Annotated in this window: 18 protein-coding genes; 5 read left to right on the forward strand and 13 right to left on the reverse strand. The window is 70.1% G+C overall.

The genetic code is table 11. The features are described 5' to 3' along the window. The first annotated feature begins 1 nt into the window (after window position 1). A complete protein-coding gene (locus AWB94_RS31220) occupies window positions 2-1,537 on the forward strand; it encodes an alpha-(1->6)-mannopyranosyltransferase A (protein WP_062654651.1) in 1,536 nt (511 codons plus the stop codon). A gap of 18 nt (window positions 1,538-1,555) precedes the next feature. Here AWB94_RS31220 and AWB94_RS31225 read toward each other — a convergent pair whose 3' ends face one another. Beyond that, a complete protein-coding gene (locus AWB94_RS31225; RefSeq protein ID WP_062654650.1) occupies window positions 1,556-1,960 on the reverse strand; it encodes an Rv2175c family DNA-binding protein in 405 nt (134 codons plus the stop codon). Window positions 1,961-1,996: 36 nt separating this feature from the next. Here AWB94_RS31225 and AWB94_RS31230 point away from each other — a divergent pair, with 36 nt between their 5' ends. Then, window positions 1,997-3,208, forward strand: coding sequence for a protein kinase domain-containing protein (locus tag AWB94_RS31230; RefSeq protein ID WP_062654649.1), 1,212 nt, complete (start codon window positions 1,997-1,999; stop codon window positions 3,206-3,208). Between the two features lie 36 nt (window positions 3,209-3,244). Here the strand turns inward: AWB94_RS31230 and AWB94_RS31235 are convergent, their stop codons facing one another. From AWB94_RS31235 to AWB94_RS31245, 3 genes are all read right to left on the reverse strand, one after another. Next, on the reverse strand, window positions 3,245-4,630 hold the full coding sequence (locus AWB94_RS31235; protein ID WP_062654648.1) for a class II 3-deoxy-7-phosphoheptulonate synthase: 1,386 nt from the start codon (window positions 4,628-4,630) through the stop codon (window positions 3,245-3,247). Between the two features lie 109 nt (window positions 4,631-4,739). Further along, window positions 4,740-5,249 (reverse strand): polyadenylate-specific 3'-exoribonuclease AS, encoded by a 510-nt coding sequence (locus AWB94_RS31240; RefSeq protein ID WP_062654647.1) that lies wholly within the window; start codon window positions 5,247-5,249, stop codon window positions 4,740-4,742. 1 nt (window position 5,250) lies between these two features. Then, a complete protein-coding gene (locus AWB94_RS31245) occupies window positions 5,251-6,123 on the reverse strand; it encodes a hypothetical protein (RefSeq protein ID WP_409365949.1) in 873 nt (290 codons plus the stop codon). A 95-nt stretch (window positions 6,124-6,218) separates the two neighbouring features. Between AWB94_RS31245 and AWB94_RS31250 the strand changes: the two genes are divergently transcribed. Next, on the forward strand, window positions 6,219-7,484 hold the full coding sequence (locus AWB94_RS31250; RefSeq protein ID WP_062654645.1) for a glycosyltransferase 87 family protein: 1,266 nt from the start codon (window positions 6,219-6,221) through the stop codon (window positions 7,482-7,484). Window positions 7,485-7,491: 7 nt separating this feature from the next. Here the strand turns inward: AWB94_RS31250 and AWB94_RS31255 are convergent, their stop codons facing one another. The 5 genes from AWB94_RS31255 to AWB94_RS31275 all read right to left on the reverse strand — a co-directional run bounded on the left by AWB94_RS31255 (window position 7,492) and on the right by AWB94_RS31275 (window position 10,909). Then, entirely contained in the window at window positions 7,492-8,163 is a 672-nt protein-coding gene (locus AWB94_RS31255; protein WP_276054886.1) for a lysophospholipid acyltransferase family protein, read from the reverse strand. A 217-nt stretch (window positions 8,164-8,380) separates the two neighbouring features. Then, entirely contained in the window at window positions 8,381-8,797 is a 417-nt protein-coding gene (locus AWB94_RS31260; protein WP_062654643.1) for a hypothetical protein, read from the reverse strand. Further along, a complete protein-coding gene (locus AWB94_RS31265) occupies window positions 8,785-10,023 on the reverse strand; it encodes an ArsA family ATPase (RefSeq protein WP_062654642.1) in 1,239 nt (412 codons plus the stop codon). Before AWB94_RS31265 ends, AWB94_RS31260 begins: the two co-directional genes overlap by 13 nt. 11 nt (window positions 10,024-10,034) lie before the next feature. Further along, window positions 10,035-10,478 (reverse strand): SRPBCC family protein, encoded by a 444-nt coding sequence (locus AWB94_RS31270; protein ID WP_062654641.1) that lies wholly within the window; start codon window positions 10,476-10,478, stop codon window positions 10,035-10,037. Window positions 10,479-10,519: 41 nt separating this feature from the next. Continuing rightward, window positions 10,520-10,909, reverse strand: coding sequence for a polyketide cyclase / dehydrase and lipid transport (locus tag AWB94_RS31275; RefSeq protein ID WP_062654708.1), 390 nt, complete (start codon window positions 10,907-10,909; stop codon window positions 10,520-10,522). A gap of 107 nt (window positions 10,910-11,016) precedes the next feature. On the opposite strand from AWB94_RS31275, the gene AWB94_RS31280 reads away from it, so the two are divergent. Continuing rightward, on the forward strand, window positions 11,017-12,816 hold the full coding sequence (locus AWB94_RS31280) for an AMP-dependent synthetase/ligase (RefSeq protein ID WP_062654640.1): 1,800 nt from the start codon (window positions 11,017-11,019) through the stop codon (window positions 12,814-12,816). Here the strand turns inward: AWB94_RS31280 and AWB94_RS31285 are convergent. The 4 genes from AWB94_RS31285 to AWB94_RS31300 all read right to left on the reverse strand — a co-directional run bounded on the left by AWB94_RS31285 (window position 12,813) and on the right by AWB94_RS31300 (window position 16,345). Further along, window positions 12,813-13,967, reverse strand: coding sequence for a glycosyltransferase family 4 protein (locus AWB94_RS31285; RefSeq protein ID WP_062654639.1), 1,155 nt, complete (start codon window positions 13,965-13,967; stop codon window positions 12,813-12,815). The two genes, AWB94_RS31280 and AWB94_RS31285, sit on opposite strands and share 4 nt — an antisense overlap. A gap of 10 nt (window positions 13,968-13,977) precedes the next feature. Continuing rightward, on the reverse strand, window positions 13,978-14,832 hold the full coding sequence (locus AWB94_RS31290; protein WP_062654638.1) for a YajG family lipoprotein: 855 nt from the start codon (window positions 14,830-14,832) through the stop codon (window positions 13,978-13,980). Continuing rightward, window positions 14,771-15,928, reverse strand: a complete 1,158-nt coding sequence (gene ripC / locus AWB94_RS31295; protein ID WP_062654637.1) for a peptidoglycan hydrolase RipC — start codon at window positions 15,926-15,928, stop codon at window positions 14,771-14,773. The genes AWB94_RS31290 and ripC overlap by 62 nt, the downstream gene beginning before the upstream one ends. Before the next feature lie 150 nt (window positions 15,929-16,078). Next, window positions 16,079-16,345 (reverse strand): hypothetical protein, encoded by a 267-nt coding sequence (locus AWB94_RS31300; RefSeq protein ID WP_062654636.1) that lies wholly within the window; start codon window positions 16,343-16,345, stop codon window positions 16,079-16,081. 93 nt (window positions 16,346-16,438) lie between these two features. Here AWB94_RS31300 and AWB94_RS31305 point away from each other — a divergent pair. Then, the coding region (locus tag AWB94_RS31305) for a DEDD exonuclease domain-containing protein (RefSeq protein WP_085122585.1) at window positions 16,439-17,844 on the forward strand (1,406 nt) is incomplete at its 3' end.

Raw genomic sequence — 17,844 nt, forward strand, 5'->3', positions numbered from 1 at the left:
CATGACCACCCCGACGGCGATCCCGGCGCACGGCGGCCCGGCCGGCGTACTGCGCCGGCACCTGGCCCGACTGGTGGCGTTCGCGGCCTCGCCCGAGGCCGGCCCGGCGCGGCTGGGTTTTCTGGGCGCGGTGATGATCACCGCGGGCGGTCTGGGCGCCGGCAGTACCCGGCTGCACGACCCGCTGCTGGAATCGCTGCATCTGTCCTGGCTGCGGTTCGGCCACGGCTTGGTGCTGTCGTCGGTGCTGCTGTGGGGTGGCGTCGCGCTGATGCTCATCGCCTGGCTGGGCCTGGGCCGGCGGGTGATCGACCGGGCGGCCGGGGTGTCGGAGTACACGATGCTGGCCACCACGGCGTTCTGGCTGACGCCGCTGCTGTTGAGCGTGCCGGTGTTCAGCCGCGACACCTATTCGTATCTGGCCCAGGGTGCCCTGCTGCGCGACGGTTTCGACCCGTACATCGTCGGCCCCGTCGACAATCCGAACTCGTTGCTGGACAACGTGTCCCCCATCTGGACCACCACCACCGCACCGTACGGGCCGGCCTTCATCCTGGTGGCGAAGTTCGTCACGATGATCGTCGGCAACCACGTGGTCGAGGGCACCATGCTGCTGCGGCTGTGCATGCTGCCGGGCCTGGCCCTGCTGATCTGGGCGGCGCCCCGGGTGGCGCGCCATGTCGGCGCCAACGGCGCGGTGGCGCTGTGGATCTGCGTGCTCAATCCGCTGGTGATCATCCACCTGATGGGCGGGGTGCACAACGAGATGCTGATGGTGGGCCTGATGATGGCCGCCATCGCGTTGACATTCGGCGGCCGCCCGGTGTGGGGCGTGAGCCTGATCGCGATCGCCGTGGCGGTGAAGGCCACCGCGGGAATCGCGTTGCCGTTCATGGTGTGGGTCTGGACCCGGCAACTGCGCGAGCGGCATCATCACGGTCCGGTGAAGGCGTTCGCCATGGCGACGGCCGCCTCGGCGGCGATCTTCGTGGCCGTGTTCGCGGTGCTGTCCTGGCTGGCCGGGGTCGGGCTGGGCTGGCTGACGGCACTGGCCGGGTCGGTGAAGATCATCAACTGGCTGACCATCCCGACCGCGATCGCCAACGTCATCAACACCGTTGGCGGGCTGTTCACCACGGTGAACTTCTACGCCGTGCTGGACATCACCCGGATCATCGGCGTCGCGGTGATCGCCATCAGCCTGCCGCTGCTGTGGTGGCGCTTCCGGCACGACGACCGAGAGGCGCTCACCGGTATCACCCTGGCGATGCTCGTCGTGGTGCTGTTCGTGCCCGCCGCGCTGCCCTGGTACTACACCTGGCCGCTGGCGGTGGTGTCGGCGCTGGCCCAGTCGCGGGCCGCGATCGCCCTGATCGCCGGCTTCTCGACGTGGATCATGGTGATCTTCAAACCCGATGGCTCACACGGCATGTATTCGTGGATCCACGTGGGCCTGGCCACCGCGTGCGCGGTGGCCGCCTGGTACCTGCTGGCGAAGACTCCCGACGACAAGCCACCACGGCCGAGCCCTCAGTAAGCCACGACGGCCGAGCCGTCAATAAGCCATCGCCTGGGCCCGCCGGATGACCTCGCGGGCCTGATGTGAGTGCAGGGCGTCCACCGGCCGGGCGTTGGTCTGCCGCTCGGTGCTGCCGTCCCGGCTGATCGTCAGCGACGGATCCGGAGTGAACAACCACCGCACGATCTCGGTCTGGTGGTAACCGCCGTCCTGCAACACCACCAACAGCCCGGGCAGCGGTTTGACGACATGCCCGGTGTCGTCGAAGAAGATCTTGGGCACCACCACCGCCCCGTTGCGCCGGACACCCACCAGGTGCCCGTCGCGCAGCTGCTGCTGCACCTTGGTCACCGGGATGCGGAGGAGGGCCGACACCGCGGCCAGGTCATACACGGATTCTTCGGGGTCCAAGACGTCGTCGGCCGCCGGAATACTGCTCACCGCACAGAGTCTAAGGCTGCGAGTACCTCTCGTACCATGTGTTCGGTGGACACCTACCAGCGCGCGGACCCGCTCGTCGGCACCCTGCTGGACCGCCGCTACCGGGTGGACGCGCCGATTGCCTCCGGTGGCATGTCCACGGTGTACCGCGGACTCGACATCCGGCTGGACCGGCCCGTCGCGCTGAAGGTGATGGATTCCCGCTACGCCGGGGACCAGCAGTTCCTGACCCGGTTCGAGCGCGAGGCCAAGGCGGTGGCCCGGCTGAAGCATCCGGCCCTGGTCGCCGTGTACGACCAGGGCGGCGGCGGGTTGGGAGAGCCGGCACCGTTTCTGGTGATGGAACTGATCGAGGGCGGCACGCTGCGTGAGCTGCTCAACGAGCGTGGTCCCATGCCGCCGCACGCGGTGGCCGCCGTGCTCGCCCCGCTGTGCAGCGGGCTGGCGGTGGCGCACGCCGCCGGGCTGGTGCACCGCGACATCAAGCCGGAGAACGTCCTGATCTCCGACGACGGCGAGGTCAAGATCGCCGATTTCGGTCTGGTGCGTGCCGTCGCCGAAGCCGGAATCACCTCGACCAGCGTCATTCTGGGCACCGCGGCGTACCTGTCCCCCGAGCAGGTCGGTACCGGGGACGCCACCCCGCGCAGCGACGTCTACGCCGTCGGCGTGCTGGCCTACGAACTGCTCACCGGGCGCACGCCGTTCACCGGCGACACCGCGCTGTCGGTGGCCTACCAGCGGATGGATCACGATGTGCCGCCCCCCAGCGCCGGGATCGCCGGGGTGCCGCGGCAATTCGACGATCTGGTGGCCTGCGCCACCGACCGTGACCCGGCGGCACGGTTTGCCGACGCCGGTGAACTGGCCGACGCGCTGGGCGACGCCATCGATGAGCTCGGGCTGCCGCCGTTCCGGGTGCCGGCGCCCCGGCAGTCGGCGCAGCACCGGGCGGCCACCCTGTTCACCAGCCGGGTGCGCACCGAGCGGGTGCCCAATCCCACCCGCGAGTACGGGGCCGACTTCGTCGAGGACCTCGACGGTGCACTGGCCGAGCCGGAGACGGAGCCCGAATACTCGCCGGTGCCAGAGCAATTCGCCGGCATCGACTTCGACGAGTTCGACTGGGCCCGGCAGCGGGCCAGGCGCACCCTGCTGTGCTGGGTGCTGGTGCTGCTCACCCTGACCGGGTTGATCGCGGCCGGCGCGTGGACGCTGGGCAACAACCTGCCCGGGTTGTTGCACTAGCCCCCCGCGGATCAGGCGCGGAACATCCGAGCGGCGCTAGCCGCGCAGCATCTCAGCGACCAGGAACGCCAACTCCAGCGACTGCTGGGTGTTCAGCCGCGGATCGCAGGCCGTCTCGTACCGGCCGGCCAGATCGTCGTCGGAGATGTCCTGCGCGCCGCCGAGGCATTCGGTGACGTTCTCACCGGTGATCTCCACGTGGATGCCGCCCGGGTGGGTGCCCAGTGCGTGGTGCACCTCGAAGAAGCCCTGCACCTCGTCGACGATGCGGTCGAAGTGCCGGGTCTTGTACCCGGTGGAGGATTCGTGGGTGTTGCCGTGCATCGGGTCGCACTGCCAGATCACGTGATGCCCGGAGGCCTGCACCTTCTCGATGATCGGCGGCAGCGCGTCGCGGACCTTCTGATTGCCCATCCGGCTGACCAGGGTGAGCCGGCCCGCCTCGTTGCGCGGGTCCAGCTTCTCGACGTACTCGACGGCCAGCTCGGGCGAGGTGGTGGGGCCGATCTTGATACCGATCGGGTTGGCGATGGTCTCCACGAACGCGATGTGCGCGCCGTCCAGCTGCCGGGTGCGTTCCCCGATCCACACGTAGTGCGCGGACAGGTCGTACAGCCGCGGCTCGTCGAACTCGGTGGACAACCGCAGCAGGGCCCGCTCGTAGTCGAGCACCAGGGCCTCGTGGCTGGCGAAGATCTCGGCGGTCTGCAGGTTGCGGTCGTCGACACCGCAGGCGCTCATGAAGCGCAGTCCGCGGTCGATCTCGCCGGCCAGCGCTTCGTACCGGGCCCCGGCCGGCGAGGTGCGGACGAACTCACGGTTCCAGTCGTGCACCTTCTGCAGCGACGCCATGCCCGACGAGGTCAGCGCGCGCACCAGGTTCATCGCGGCGCTGGCATTCGCGTACGCCCGTACCAGTCGGGACGGGTCGTGATCGCGCACCGCGGCGTCCGGGGCGAAGCCGTTGATCATGTCGCCGCGATAGGACTTCAGCCCCAGCGCGTCGATGTCGGAGGACCGCGGCTTGGCGTACTGGCCGGCGATCCGGGCGACCTTCACCACCGGCAGGCTGGCCCCATAGGTCAGCACCACCGCCATCTGCAGCAGGGTGCGGATGTTGGCGCGGATGTGCGGTTCGGTGTTGTCGACGAACGTCTCCGCGCAGTCACCGCCCTGCAGCAGGAAGGCCTCACCGCGGGCGACGGCCGCCAGCTGCACCTTGAGGCTCTCGATCTCGCTCGGGACGGTGATCGGCGGCACGCTCTCCAGCACCGTCCGCATCGCCTTGGCCTGGCCGGCGTCCCAGCTGGGCTGCTGCAGCGCGGGCTTGGCCAGGGCGGCGTCGAGCCGGTGGCGCAGGTCCTCGGGCAGCGGCGGCAGATCCGGTAGCTGGTCGATGGGTACGTCGACGGTCCAGTTCACCGCTCTATGGTAACCGCGCCGCCGGGCCGATTTGACCGGCCATACCCGCAGCTCAGCACAGATTCCCCGAGTCGCTGCGCTCTCCCCCAAGCCGGAGGTGCCCCCAACCCTAGGCCCGTACCGCCCAGTCCCCGTCCCGATCGTCTGCGGCCATCAGCCGGTAGCGGCGCAGGTTGTGCCGTGCGTCGACCAGGGCGTCGTGCGAATCGGTGGGCCGCGGTGGCATCCGCGGGTTACCGCGGTCCTCCCAGAGTTGGCGCAGCTCCCTGGTGAAGCGCGGCATGGCCGGCGGCAGGTCGGTCATCGGGCCCCAGAGCTGGCACAGCACGACGTGGTCGTAGGCGCCCACCCAGGCCCACAGCTCGATGGGCTCGTCACCGTCGATATCGAAGAAGTCCTCCAGCTCCGAGCGGATCTGTCTGCGCGAACGCCACAGCTTCGACGACGGCGACGGGAGCTTGGGCAGCACGTTCTTGCGGACCCAGCTACCGGCCCGGTCCGGGTCGAATTCGGTTGAGATCGCGTAATACTCGCGACCGTCCTCGGCCACCACCCCGATCGAGATGAGTTCGATGGTGCGGCCGTTGTCGATGAATTCGGTGTCGTAGAAATAGCGCAACTCAGTGGCCCCCCTTGCTTGCCCCCGGCGCGGCGGGCGCCGGCGCGGCATGGATCTCGCGATCCAGTTCCTCGTTGACCAACGCGTCGTCCGGGAAGTGCGGTTCACCGGCGACCACGTGCTGCACCCACAGCTTGGCCTGTACCACCGGCCGGCGCAGCCGGCGCTCGCGCTCCAGCGCCTTGTGCATCTTGCGCGGCCGGGTGGTGTAGCGCCACCGCGCCCACGGCGCGTGCGGGCGGGACAACCGGATCGCGCCGAGGAACAGCAGCGGCGTGATGAACATGCCGACCAGACCGGTCCACACCTTGCCCTTGAGCAGCACCACCACGGCCAGCGCCAGCGTCAGCACGGCGACGGCGATCACCACGGTCCGCGCCTGCCAGGTGTCGTCGGCGCGCCAGATGCCGATGTCGAAGAAGGACAGCGGGTTGAACCCCAGCACCAGCAGTCCGGCCACCGCGATCGCCACGAACACCGCGTCCACCGAGGTGCGGCCGTCCTCGGCCCAGTACACGTCCTGCAGGTGCAGGATCAACGCGAACTCGTCGAGCACCAGTGCCGCGCCGATCCCGAAGAACACCGCGGCCACCGTGAATTCCGGCACACCACCGTTTACCGCCAGGGTCACCATGGACACTCCGGAAACCATCACCAGGATCACCCCGATGACCGCGTGGTGCAGGTGGACGCCGCCGCCGACGGAGAGATTGCGCGGTTGCCACCACTTGCGCGGCGCGTCGCCGGCGGGGTGGCTGCGGATGTACCGGACGATGAGGCGGGTCAGGAAGAACGTGAGGATGAATGCGATCAGGCAGCACAGCAGCGGTAGGCGATCGCCGGTGATGAAGTCGAACTGGACGCGCAGATGCACGGTCGAGAACATACGCCGACCAGCAACCGGAACACGTCACCAGGCGTCCTGCGCCGGCCGGCGTGCCGGACTCCCCGGATAGGCTGGTCGGCGAAATGAGCACTCAGGCGGGTTTACCGACGACCGTGGCATGGCGGTTGTTCCAGCTGCTGACCCTGGCTGGCCTGGCCTGGGCCGGCTGGCGGTTGCTCGGTCACGCGCCGTACCGCATCGATATCGACGTCTACCGGATGGGTGGGCGGGCATGGTTGGACGGCACCCCGCTGTACGCCGACAGCACCAAGTTCCAGACACAGGCCGGCCTGGACCTGCCCTTCACCTACCCGCCGCTGGCCGCGATCGCGTTCGCCCCGTTCGCCTGGCTCACCCTGCCCGCCGCCAGCGCCGCGATCACCGTGACCACGCTGGTGCTGCTGATCGTGTCGGTGACGATCGTTCTGACCCGGCTGCAGGTCGCGGCCGGCTGGCAGCAGCGCGCCTGGCTGGCCGGGGCGCTGGTCGCGCCCGCCGTCGTGTTCCTGGAGCCGATCCGGTCCAACTTCGCGTTCGGCCAGATCAACGTGGTGTTGATGACGCTGGTGATCGCCGATTGCGTGCCGAGGCGGACGCCGTGGCCGCGCGGCCTGCTGCTCGGTCTGGCGATCGCCGTCAAGCTCACCCCGGCGGTGTTCCTGGTGTACTTCGTGCTGCGCCGCGATGTGCGCGCGGTGGTGGTGACGGTGATATCGGCGGTCACCGCGACCCTGGTGGGCTTCGCGCTGGCGTGGCGGGATTCGTGCGAGTACTGGACCGAGACGCTGCGCGACACCAACCGCATCGGCACGGCAACGCTGAACACCAACCAGAACATCTCCGGCACCCTGGCCCGGCTGGGCCTGGGTGAGGAGCAGCGCTTCCTGCCCTGGGCGGTGGCCTGCTGCCTGGTGCTGGTGTTGACCGGCTGGGCGGTGCACCGGCTGCTGCAGCGCGGCGACGACGCGGCCGACGGTGGCGCGCCGGTGCTCGCGCTGATCTGCGTGGCCATGTTCGGGCTGGCGGTGTCGCCGGTCTCGTGGTCGCACCACTGGGTGTGGATGTTGCCGACGGTGATCGTCACCGCCGTGGTCGGCTACCGCCGGCGCCGGCTTTCGCTGTTGCTGGTCAGCGCGGCGGGTCTGGCGCTGATGGTGTGGACGCCGATCACGCTGCTGCCCGAGCACCACGAGACCGCGGCCTCGCTGTGGCGCAAGCTGGCCGGCGGTTCTTATCTGTGGTGGGCGCTGGCCGTCATCGCCGTGGCCGGCGCAACGGCACCGGCGGCCGGCGAAGTCGGCCGTAGGGCCGGCAAGGTTGTGGACGCGCCCGCGGCGGCCGCGAGCTGACCCGGCGCTAACCCGCCTTGGCCACCGGAGTGGGGGTCTTGCCCTCTTTGACGTCGGCGGCGTACAGGTCGACGTACTCCTGACCGGACAGCCGCATCAGTTCGTACATCACCTCGTCGATCACGGCGCGTTCGATGAACCGGTTACCCGCCAGCCCTTCGAACCGACTGAAGTCCATCGGCTTGCCGAAGCGCACCTCCACCCGGCCGAAATGCCACATCTTGCTGCCCGGCGGGTTGACGACGTTGGTTCCGATCATCGCGACGGGAATGACCGGGATGCCGCTTTCCAGTGCGATCCGGGCCAAACCGGTCTTGCCCTTGTAGAGCCGGCCGTCCGGCGAGCGGGTGCCCTCCGGGTACATCCCGAGCAGCTTGCCTTGCGCGAGGATCCGCTGGGCGGTCTGCAGGGCGGCCTGGGCCGAGTCGGCGTCGGTGCGGTCGATGGGCACCTGGCCGGTGGACGAGTAGAAGAACTTGGTGAGCTTGCCCTTGATCCCGGTACCGGTGAAGTACTCGGCCTTGGCCAGGAAGGTGATCCGGCGCCGCACCACCAGGGGCAGGTAGAAGCTGTCGGCGACGGCCAGGTGATTGCTGGCCAGGATGACCGGGCCGGAGTCCGGAACGTATTCCAGCCCTTGAACTTTCGGCCGACCGAGCAAACGCAGCAGCGGGCCCATCAAGATGTATTTGTAGAACCAGAAAAACACGTTGCCTCCCGCGCCGCACGCCCTGAGGGCGTTCCGCGACAACTTTACCCACGCATTGTTACGACGACCACATGGCCGCCTTACCGGGGCGAGCGTAGCGACGGGAAATCAAGCCCGGGGCGAGCGTAGCGACGGGAAATCAAGCCCGGGGCGAGCGTAGCGACGGGAAATCAGCCCAGCGCGCCGATCAGTCCTCGACGTCGACCCGGATGGGTTCGTAGCGGCCGGGCGCCTTGGGTGGCTGCTCACCGTCGGCGGGTGGCGGCGGGGTGGAATCAGCCGGCGGGGTAGGCGGCCCCCCAGACCCCGGGTCGCCGACCATCGCGCGCACGATGGCCAGCAGCGCGACGCTGTGCTCGGCGATGACCGACAGCAGCGGATGCTGTTCGCCGGCCACCAGGGCGGCCAGCGCGCACACCGGGCACCAGACCTGCTGACACCGGCCCTCACCGGCGCCGGCGGCTGCGGCCCGGGCGGCGACCAACCGCACCGCGGGGTCGAGCCGGTCCAGGATGGCCTGTGCCAACTGCCGCAGTTCGGGGCTCACGTCCGCATGCCGCCGGGCAGCGTCGGGATCTGGGCCTTGCCCTGTCACTCCGGCCATACCTTTCGATCGGGGCGGAATCGCACCGTGAGTTCGGTACCCCGCAGCTGCGCGTCCGTCACGATGCAGCGCCGCAGTATCGACGCCAACCGGACTCGGCGGCGCATCCCGCCGGAGCCGATGATCAAATCGTCGTCGACCCGGCCCAGTGTCAACGAGCCGGGGTCCACCTGCGGCAACTGTATCCGCAACCGGTAGACGGCTTCGAGCCCCGTTCCCGATTCGCGGTCCACCACCGGTTTGAGCGGGCCGGGCGGGGGTGACCCGTCGCGGCGGCGGGACTGGGCGAGCAGTTCGGCCAGCGCCTTGGGCCCGATGGGTTCGCCGGCCAGGTGCGGCACGAGTACCAGCTGCACATCGCCGATCGCGGCGTCCAGCTGGTCGAGCACGGTGCGCTGTTCGGCGATCCGCTCGGTGTACCAGTCGAACGCCGGGTGGTCCGGCAGATTGGTGTACTCGTACGAATCGTCTTGGACGAGCACCTGGTTGACCAATAATTCGGCCACCCGCACCCCCATCAGCGTCAGCGAGCCGATGGTGCGGATCGCCTCGGCGGCCACCACCCGCTCCGGGGTGAGCACCAGGTGGGCGCTGACCCGCTCGGCGTCGGCGAGCAGCGCCGACAGCGCTTCGGTACCGTCGGCGATCCGTTCCACCAGCGCGACCAGCGCCGCCGACGCGGCATCGCCGCCGCGCAGCGACAGCCGACGGTGCCGGGGCCAGATCCGCTCCAGGTACAGCCCGAACGTCGCAGGCAGGGTGAGCATGCGCAACGCGTCGGCGGTGGATGCACAGTCGACCACCACGTGATCCCAGTGGCCGGAGTCGGCCAGCTCCCCCACCTCGTGCAGGCCGAGCACCTCCTGAATGCCGGGCATGGCCGAAAGTTCCTCCGGGGCAACGTCACCCAGATCCGACTCCGGGAAACGCTCGGCCAGCGGCCCGGCCACGTCGCGCCAGCGGTCCTCCAGCACGGCCAGTGTGTCCAGCGCCAGCGCGTCCAGGAAGCCGGTGTCGACATCGGCCAGCACCCGGGTCGGCGCCCTGGTGCCGGTCGGCGCGACCGGCACCCCGAGCACATCCCCGGTGGAATGCGCCTGGTCGGTCGACACGATCAGCACCCGCTGACCGCTGCGCGCCTCGCGCACCGCGGTGGCGGTCGCCAACGTCGACTTGCCTACCCCGCCCTTACCGACGAACAAGCTGATGCGGGCGGGTGCGGACACTTGCTCGCCATTCAGCTCACACCCACCTCGACTCGCTTCTTGAGGTCCTTGAGCGCGGTGTCGGTGAGTCGGCGTTCTGCCTTGCGCTTGAGCAGGCCGATCATCGGGATGAGCAGGTCGACGGACAGTTCGTAGGTGACGTCCGTTCCAGAACCCTTGGGCGACAATCGATATGCGCCCTCCAGACTGCGCAGCAGCGAACTCGACACCAGGGTCCAGGTCACCGATTTACGGTCGGCCGGCCACTGGTAGGCAAACACCATGGTGTCCTTGAGCACGGCCGCGTCCAGCACCAGCCGCGCCGTCTTGGGATTGCCTGCGGCGTCGGCTTCGAGCACCTCGGCTTCGGTGTACTCGGCCACCCATTCCGGATACGAGCCGATGTCGGCGATCACGTCCATCACCGTCGAGGGATCGGCATCGATATAGATCGTCTGCGCCGTCTTCTCCGCCACGCCCAGAAATGTACCCGCACCGCCGAACGCCCTGCTCGCTATCAGGACAGCCGCGACACCCCGACCGGCCGGCGCTGCTCCAGGCGGGTCTTGACCTCGAAGGCCATCCGCTTGCCCGCCACCCGTCGGGTGTGGTTCAGCTTGGCCAGGTTCAGCCGGGCCAGGTCGTGCGCGCTGGCGCCGGCCGGCTCGGCATGCAGGAAATAGTGCAGGATGACCCCGTCCATCATGGCCTCCAGCCACACCTCCATGGTTCCGGTCAGCGCGCCGGCGACGGTCCAGCGCACCCCGGCCGGGCCGCGGTCCTCGACGACGTCCAGGCGCAGATCCGGCCACCACCGCCGCCAGCTCGCCGGGTCGCTCACCGCGCGACCGACTTCGGCAGGATCCGCGCATACGAAGGTCTCGTCCGAGATCTGCACGCTGTTCATGGCTGTCAGCATCACACACGTGGTACCGCCGGTCCGAGGCGGGCGACTAGGCTGACCGGCGGATGCCGCAAGACATCCGTCACCAGCATTGACGAGGGGCCAGAATCGTGCGTGAGTACAGCGTTGCCGCAACGTTCCAGATCGGTGAGTCCGACACCGCCGTCGACGCCGTATACGCGCACGAGCGCCAGGATCCCGGCCACGTCATCTTCCAGCGCCAGGTCGACGGCCGCTGGACCGATGTCACCTGCGCCCAGGCCGCCGAGCAGATCCGTTCCACGGCTCTGGGTTTGATCGCCGAGGGCGTCCAGCCCGGCGATCGGGTGGCCATCCTTTCGGCGACCCGCTACGAGTGGCCCATCATCGACTTCGCCATCCTGTCGACCGGCGCGGTGACCGTGCCGATCTACGAGACCAGCTCGGCCGAGCAGATCCGGCACGTGCTGGCCGATTCGTCGGCCGTGCTGGTGATCGCCGAAACCGATGCGCACGCCGACCGGGTGGAACAGCTGCGCGAGCAGGTGCCCCACGTGCGCAAGGTGCTGCGCATCGACGGAACCGGTCCGGCGGCGCTGGCGGCGCTGGCCGAGGCGGGCAAGGGTGTGGACGCCGCCGAGCTGGATGCCCGGCGCGCGGGTATCCGGTCCGCGGACCCGGCCACCCTCATCTACACGTCGGGCACCACCGGGCTGCCCAAGGGCTGCCAGCTGACGCACGCCAACCTGCTCTCGGAGATCCACGGCGCCAAGGCCAGCTTCCCCGATCTGTTGGTCAAGGGTGAGCGGCTGCTGGTCTTCCTGCCCCTGGCCCACGTGCTGGCCCGGGCGCTGACCGTCGCCGCCTTCACCAACAAGGTGACGCTCGGCTTCACCAGTGACATCAAGAATCTGGTCCCGACCTTCGGGGTGTTCAAGCCGACGCTGGTGGTGTCGGTGCCGCGGGTGTTCGAGAAGGTGTACAACACCGCCGAGCAGAACGCCCGCGACGGCGGCAAGGGCAAGATCTTCGAGCTGGCCGCCGATACCGCGATCGAATACAGCAAGGCCCTCGACGGCCCCGGCGGGCCGGGCCTGGTGCTCAAGGTCAAGCACGCGGTGTTCGACCGGTTGGTCTACGGCAAGCTGCGTGCCGCGCTCGGCGGTGCCTGCCACGCCGCGATTTCCGGCGGCGCCCCGCTGGGCGCCCGCCTCGGCCACTTCTACCGCGGCGTCGGCCTGACCATCTACGAGGGCTACGGCCTCACCGAGACCAGCGCGGCCATCACCGCCAACCAGGTCGGCGCCCTCAAGGTCGGTTCGGTCGGAAAGTTGTTGCCGGGCAACAGCATGCGCCTCGGTGACGACAACGAATTGCTGGTCAAGGGCGGCGTGGTGTTCGGTGGCTACTGGCGCAACGAGGAGGCGACCAAGGAAGCCTTCACCGACGGCTGGTTCCACACCGGCGATCTCGGCGCCATCGACGACGACGGGTTCCTGACCATCATCGGGCGCAAAAAGGAGATCATCGTCACCGCCGGCGGCAAGAACGTCGCCCCGGCCGTGCTGGAGGACCGCCTGCGGGCGCATCCGCTGATCAGCCAGGCGATGTGCGTCGGCGACCAGCAGCCCTTTATCGCCGCCCTGATCACCATCGACCCGGAGGCTTTCCCCGGCTGGAAGCAGCGCAACAGCAAGGACGCCAACGCCACGGTGGCCGACCTGGCCACCGACCCGGATCTGCTCGCCGAGGTCGAACTGGCGGTCAAGGACGCCAATCAGGTGGTGTCGAAGGCCGAGGCGATCCGCAAGTTCCGGATCCTGCCGGTCGATTTCACCGAGGACACCGGTGAGCTGACCCCGACGCTGAAGGTGAAGCGCAAGGTGGTGGCGCAGAAGTTCGCCGCCGATATCGACGCGCTGTACGCCTAGTCCCGCTCGGCGCCGCCGAGCAGCCGGTGCAGCCGCGCCCCCTGCGCGCTCCACTGCCAGTTCTGCACGGTCCACTGCCGGCCGGCCGCGCCCATCGCCGCGGCCGCGTCCGGGTCGGCCAACACACCGCTGACCGCGGCAGCGATCGCGTCGACGTCGGTGCCGTCGACGACGACGCCGGTCTCCCCGTCACGCACGGTTTCGGGCGCGCCGCCGGAGCGGCCGGCCACCACCGGCACACCGCACGCCGACGCCTCCAGGAACACGATGCCCAGCCCCTCGACGTCCAGGCCGGCGCCCCTGGTGCGGCACGGCATGGCGAAGACGTCGCCCATCGCGTGGTAGGCGGGCAGCTCGTCACCCGGCACGCCGCCGGTGAACACCACGTGCTCGGCCACCCCGGCCTGGTGGGCCAGCTTGTGCAACGTGTCGCGGTAGGGTCCGCCGCCGACCACCACGAGGGCGGTGCCCGGCACCGCGTCGCGGATGGCGGGCAGCGCGCGGATCAACATGTCCTGGCCCTTACGCGGTACCAGCCGCGACAGGCACACCACCACCGGCCGCTCCCCCAGCCCGTGCCGGGTTCGCAGCGCGGCGCGCGCGGCCGGGTCGGGGGTGAATCGGTCCACGTCGACCCCGGGCGACAGCCGTTCCAGGCGGGCCCGCGGCCCGAACGCCGAGGCGAACCGGCCGCGGGTGTAGCTGCTGACGTAGGTGACGATGTCGGTCTCGTTGCCGATGCGCCGCAAGGCGTTTCGGGCCAGCGGCAGCATCGACCAGCCCACCTCGTGGCCGTGCGTGCTGGCCATCACCCGCGATGCGCCCGCGGCCCTGGCCAGCGGGGCCAGCAGTGCCAGCGGGGCCGCCGCGCCGAACCAGACGGTTTCGGCGCCGTGTTCGGCGATCAGCGCACGCATCCGGGTGGCCACGCCGGGCTCGGGCAGCATCAGGGTGGTCGGATGGCGCACCACCCGGTAGCCGGCGGCCGCGGCATTCTCGTCGTAGGCCGCGCACTCCTTCCATTTCGGCGCGTAGACGGTCAGCTCATGGCCACCGGTTGCCAGCAGCTGACCGACGAAGGCCTCCAGGTAGGACTGGATACCGCCGCGGCGCGGCGGAAAGTCGTTGGTTACCAGCAGCACCCGGGTCATCGCGCCAAGGTTATCCGCCCATCCAGTCCCGCCAGCCGGCCAGTACCTGGTCCAGGTCGGCGCCCAGGGTGTCCCGGACCGCGTCCGCCACATCGGGGTGTCCGGGCTCGCTGGCGCGCACATACAGTCGTTTGAGCGTCGCGGGCCCGTAGCGGGCGGCGATGTAGCGGCTGAACCACCAGGCCCGGTCGTAGGCGGCCGAGCGCTGCTCCCCCACACTGTCCAGGTCGGCGTCGGTGGGCAGCCGCGCCAGCGCCGCCGCGGCGGCGGGACCGGGCAGCGGTGCCGGCGGTCTGCCCACGAAGTCGGCCACCCCCTCGGCCAGCCAGCGCGGCGCATCGGCGGCGGTCTGCGCCCGCGCCGCGTAGTGAAACAGTTCGTGGCGCACCACGATTCGTAGTGAACCCGGGCTCATGGCGGCCGCCCCCGGCGCGAACACGATGCCGTCGGCGGTGGTGGCGGCCGCGATATCGGGACCGTCGAAACCCAGCACGCGGAACTGCTCGTCGGTCTCGGTGGCGACCACGACGATATCCCGGGGCCAGTCCGGTCCCCAGAACGCGGTGACGGCGGCCGTGGCCTCGCCGAGCTCGGCGGCGATCCGGTCCAGCAGCGGTTGGGTGCGCGCCCCGCCGAGGCCGCGCAGGTGTGCGGTGCGGCCGTCCGGCAGGGACAGCGAGCGTGTCTGCGCCGATTCGGCCGGGGCGGACGTCGACGACGCCGCGGGTGTCGGCGCGACACCGGGTTGCTGGCAGCCGGCCAGCAGTGCCGTCGCGATCAGGGTCAGCGCGACCCGCGCGAGATCAGTAACGGCGGACGTTGTAGATGGGCGCGTTGTTGACGGGCGCGATCCGCACCGGCACACCGAAGGTGGACGCGTGCACCATCATGCCGTCACCGATGTAGATGCCGACGTGCGAGGCGTCGGAGTAGTACGAGATGACGTCGCCGGGCTGCATCTGATCGGTCGACACCGGCTGGCCGCCGGCGGCCTGTGCGTAGCTGGAGTGCGGCAGGGAGATCCCGGCCTGCTGGAACGCCCACTTGACCAGACCGGAGCAGTCGAAGGCGCCGGGTCCTTCGGCGCCCCACGAGTAGGGCGAGCCGATCCGGGTGAGTGCGGCCTGCACGGCGGCCATGCCTTCACTGGTCCCGCCGGGTGCCGGGACGGCGCCGTCGGGCGGCGGCGCGATGTCACCGGGCGGAATGGCCTCCGGCGGCGCGGCCAGCACGGCCGGATCCTGCCCGGGCAACGCCGCCGGCGGCGGCACGTCGGCCGGCGCGGGCGCGGCGGGCGCCGGTGGGATGGCCGCCAGCGCCTCGCGCTGGGCCGGGGTCAGCACCTGGTACTGCGACTTGACGACGGCGATCTGCACCTGCAGCTTGCTTTGCTTGGACTGCAGATCGGCGCGCACCGCGGCGGCCTGCTCGGCGGCCGTCTTGGCGTCGGCGGCCGACTGGGCCGAGGCCGTCTCGGCCTGAGCGGCGCGCAGGCTGGTGGTCCGGAAGTTCTGCATCTGCGCCGACATCTCGGTGGCCATCACCCGTTGCACGGCGAGCTGATCGATCAGCCCCTGCGGCGAGGGGGCGGTGAGCATGGCGTCGAGACCGTCGGTGCGACCGCCCATGTATTGCGCGGCGGCGACCTTGTTGACCGAGCTCTGGAACGTTGCCAGCTGCGCCTTGGCGGCGTCGGCGTCGGCGAGGTCGGCGGCGTGCTTGGCCTCGGCGGCACGCTGCGCTGCCAGCTTGTTGTCCAGATCCAACTCGGCGGCATGCATGGCTTCGGTGGTGACTTCGGCTTGCCGCGACAGCTCGTTGAGCTTTGCCAGTGCGTCATCGGCGGGGTCGGCGTGCACACTGCCGGCCAGCGCGCTCCCGAGGAGCACCATGCTCGCTATCGCACCGGCCAGGGGTCGCTTGACGCCACGCTTCGGTCGGTCTGTGCGATCAGGCCTCAAGGTTTCGCGTCCTTAAACTGCATACGAGCCGGCTCGAACTCAATTAGGTCTCAGATAGGTTACGAAACGGCATCGGGCTTGTCCAACAGGAGACGCAAATTTAACAGCCGATCCGGTTTAATTTTTGCCTCCGCGGGAGTGTGCGTGTCATCACGCCACACCTGTTGTACCACCTCGGTTCTCCGCACGCCGGATCGGGACCAACCGCAGCCGCGGGGCCATTCCGGCGTCGGCCAACACCTCCAGGGCCCGGCGCTCATCGTCCAGCAAAGTCTCCGGTACCCCGAGGAGCACGCTGACCACGCAGTCCTGGCATCCCGGTCCGCGCACCGCGCAGTCATCGCAATCGATCACCACCGTGCCGGTGTCCACCTCCGGTTGCCGAGAATCATCGGCCGGTCGTTGTCCAGGTTTCACGTCAGGTCCTCTCTCATCTGTCAGTGCCCGCACCGTAACGAGGGCCACCGACAGATCCCGGCGCTGTCGGTGACGCGGGTTACCGTCACCGACGTGTCGCAGCTGAGCTTTGCCGATGTCGAGCCGCTCGCCGACATCGCGCTGGCCGACACCACCTTCGTCGTCGTCGACCTGGAGACCACCGGTGGCCGGGCCGCCGGGGACGGCCATGACGCCATCACCGAGATCGGCGCGGTCAAGGTGCGCGGCGGCGTCGTGCTCGGCGAGCTCGCCACCCTGGTCGACCCGGGCCGGGCCATCCCGCCGCAGATCGTCGCGCTCACCGGCATCACCTCGGCGATGGTGCACGACGCGCCGCGGATCGACAGCGTGCTGCCGGCCTTCCTGGAGTTCGCCCGCGGCGCGGTGCTGGTCGCCCACAACGCCGGGTTCGACATCGGGTTCCTGCGCGCCGCCGCCGAGCGGCTCGGGCTGACCTGGCCACGGCCACCGGTGTTGTGCACGGTGCGGCTGGCCCGCCGGGTGCTCACCCGCGACGAGGCGCCCAGCGTCCGGCTTGCCGCGCTGGCGCAGCTGTTCGGTGCCGCCACCACGCCCACCCACCGCGCGCTCGACGATGCGCGCGCCACCGTGGATGTGCTGCACGGCCTCATCGAACGGGTCGGCAACCAGGGCGTGCGCACCTACCCGGAGCTGCGGTCCTACCTGCCCGACAAGACCGCACCGCAGCGCCGCAAGCGGCACCTCGCCGCCGGCATCCCCGGCCGGCCCGGGGTGTACCTGTTCCGCGGGCCCGGCGACGAGGTGCTCTACGTCGGCACCGCGGTGGATCTGCACCGCCGGGTCAGCCAGTACTTCACCGGCGCCGATCCCCGCACCCGGATGAAAGAGATGGTGGCCCTGGCCACCCGGGTCGACCACGTCGAGTGCGCGCACGAGCTGGAGGCCGGGGTGCGCGAGCTGCGCCTGCTGGCCGCGCACGCCCCGCCGTACAACCGGCGCTCCCGGTTCCCGCGCCGGCATTGGTGGATCGTGCTAACCGAGGAGGCGTTCCCGCGGTTCTCGGTGGTGCGGGCCCCGCGCAGCGCGCGGGCGCTGGGCCCGTTCGGCGCGCGGGCCGACGCCGTCGCCGCCGCGCAGATCCTGGCCCGCGGAACGGGCGTACGCACCTGCACGGCCCGGCTGTCACGCACCGCGCGGCACGCGTGCGATCACCACGAACTGGCGCCGTGCCCGGCGCCACCCGGGGCCGACGCCGCCGGGTACGCCGCGGCCCCGCAGGCCGCCGCCGCGCTCATCGCCGGCACGGACAGTTCGGCGTTGCGCACCGTGCTGGACCAGATCGAGGCGCTGGCCGCCGCGCACCGCTACGAGAGCGCCGCCCGGCTGCGCGACCACGCCGCCGACACGGTGGAGGTGGTGTGCCGCGGCCAGCGGTTGCAGGCGCTGGCCGCCGTCGACGAATTGGTCGCGGCCCGCCCGGACGGGCGGGGCGGGGC

The organism is Mycolicibacterium canariasense (assembly GCF_002101555.1).
GTDB classification, from domain to species: Bacteria; Actinomycetota; Actinomycetes; order Mycobacteriales; family Mycobacteriaceae; genus Mycobacterium; species Mycobacterium canariasense.

What these genes read in the sequence shown, in the direction of transcription:
- AWB94_RS31230 (WP_062654649.1), top strand. Translation starts at nt 1,997, where the DNA reads ATGTGTTCGGTGGACACCTACCAGCGCGCGGACCCGCTCGTCGGCACC.
- AWB94_RS31275 (WP_062654708.1), bottom strand. Translation starts at nt 10,909, where the DNA reads ATGAACAGCGTGCAGATCTCGGACGAGACCTTCGTATGCGCGGATCCT.
- AWB94_RS31285 (WP_062654639.1), bottom strand. Translation starts at nt 13,967, where the DNA reads ATGACCCGGGTGCTGCTGGTAACCAACGACTTTCCGCCGCGCCGCGGC.
- AWB94_RS31220 (WP_062654651.1), top strand. Translation starts at nt 2, where the DNA reads ATGACCACCCCGACGGCGATCCCGGCGCACGGCGGCCCGGCCGGCGTA.
- AWB94_RS31255 (WP_276054886.1), bottom strand. Translation starts at nt 8,163, where the DNA reads ATGGGCCCGCTGCTGCGTTTGCTCGGTCGGCCGAAAGTTCAAGGGCTG.
- AWB94_RS31250 (WP_062654645.1), top strand. Translation starts at nt 6,219, where the DNA reads ATGAGCACTCAGGCGGGTTTACCGACGACCGTGGCATGGCGGTTGTTC.
- AWB94_RS31260 (WP_062654643.1), bottom strand. Translation starts at nt 8,797, where the DNA reads ATGGCCGGAGTGACAGGGCAAGGCCCAGATCCCGACGCTGCCCGGCGG.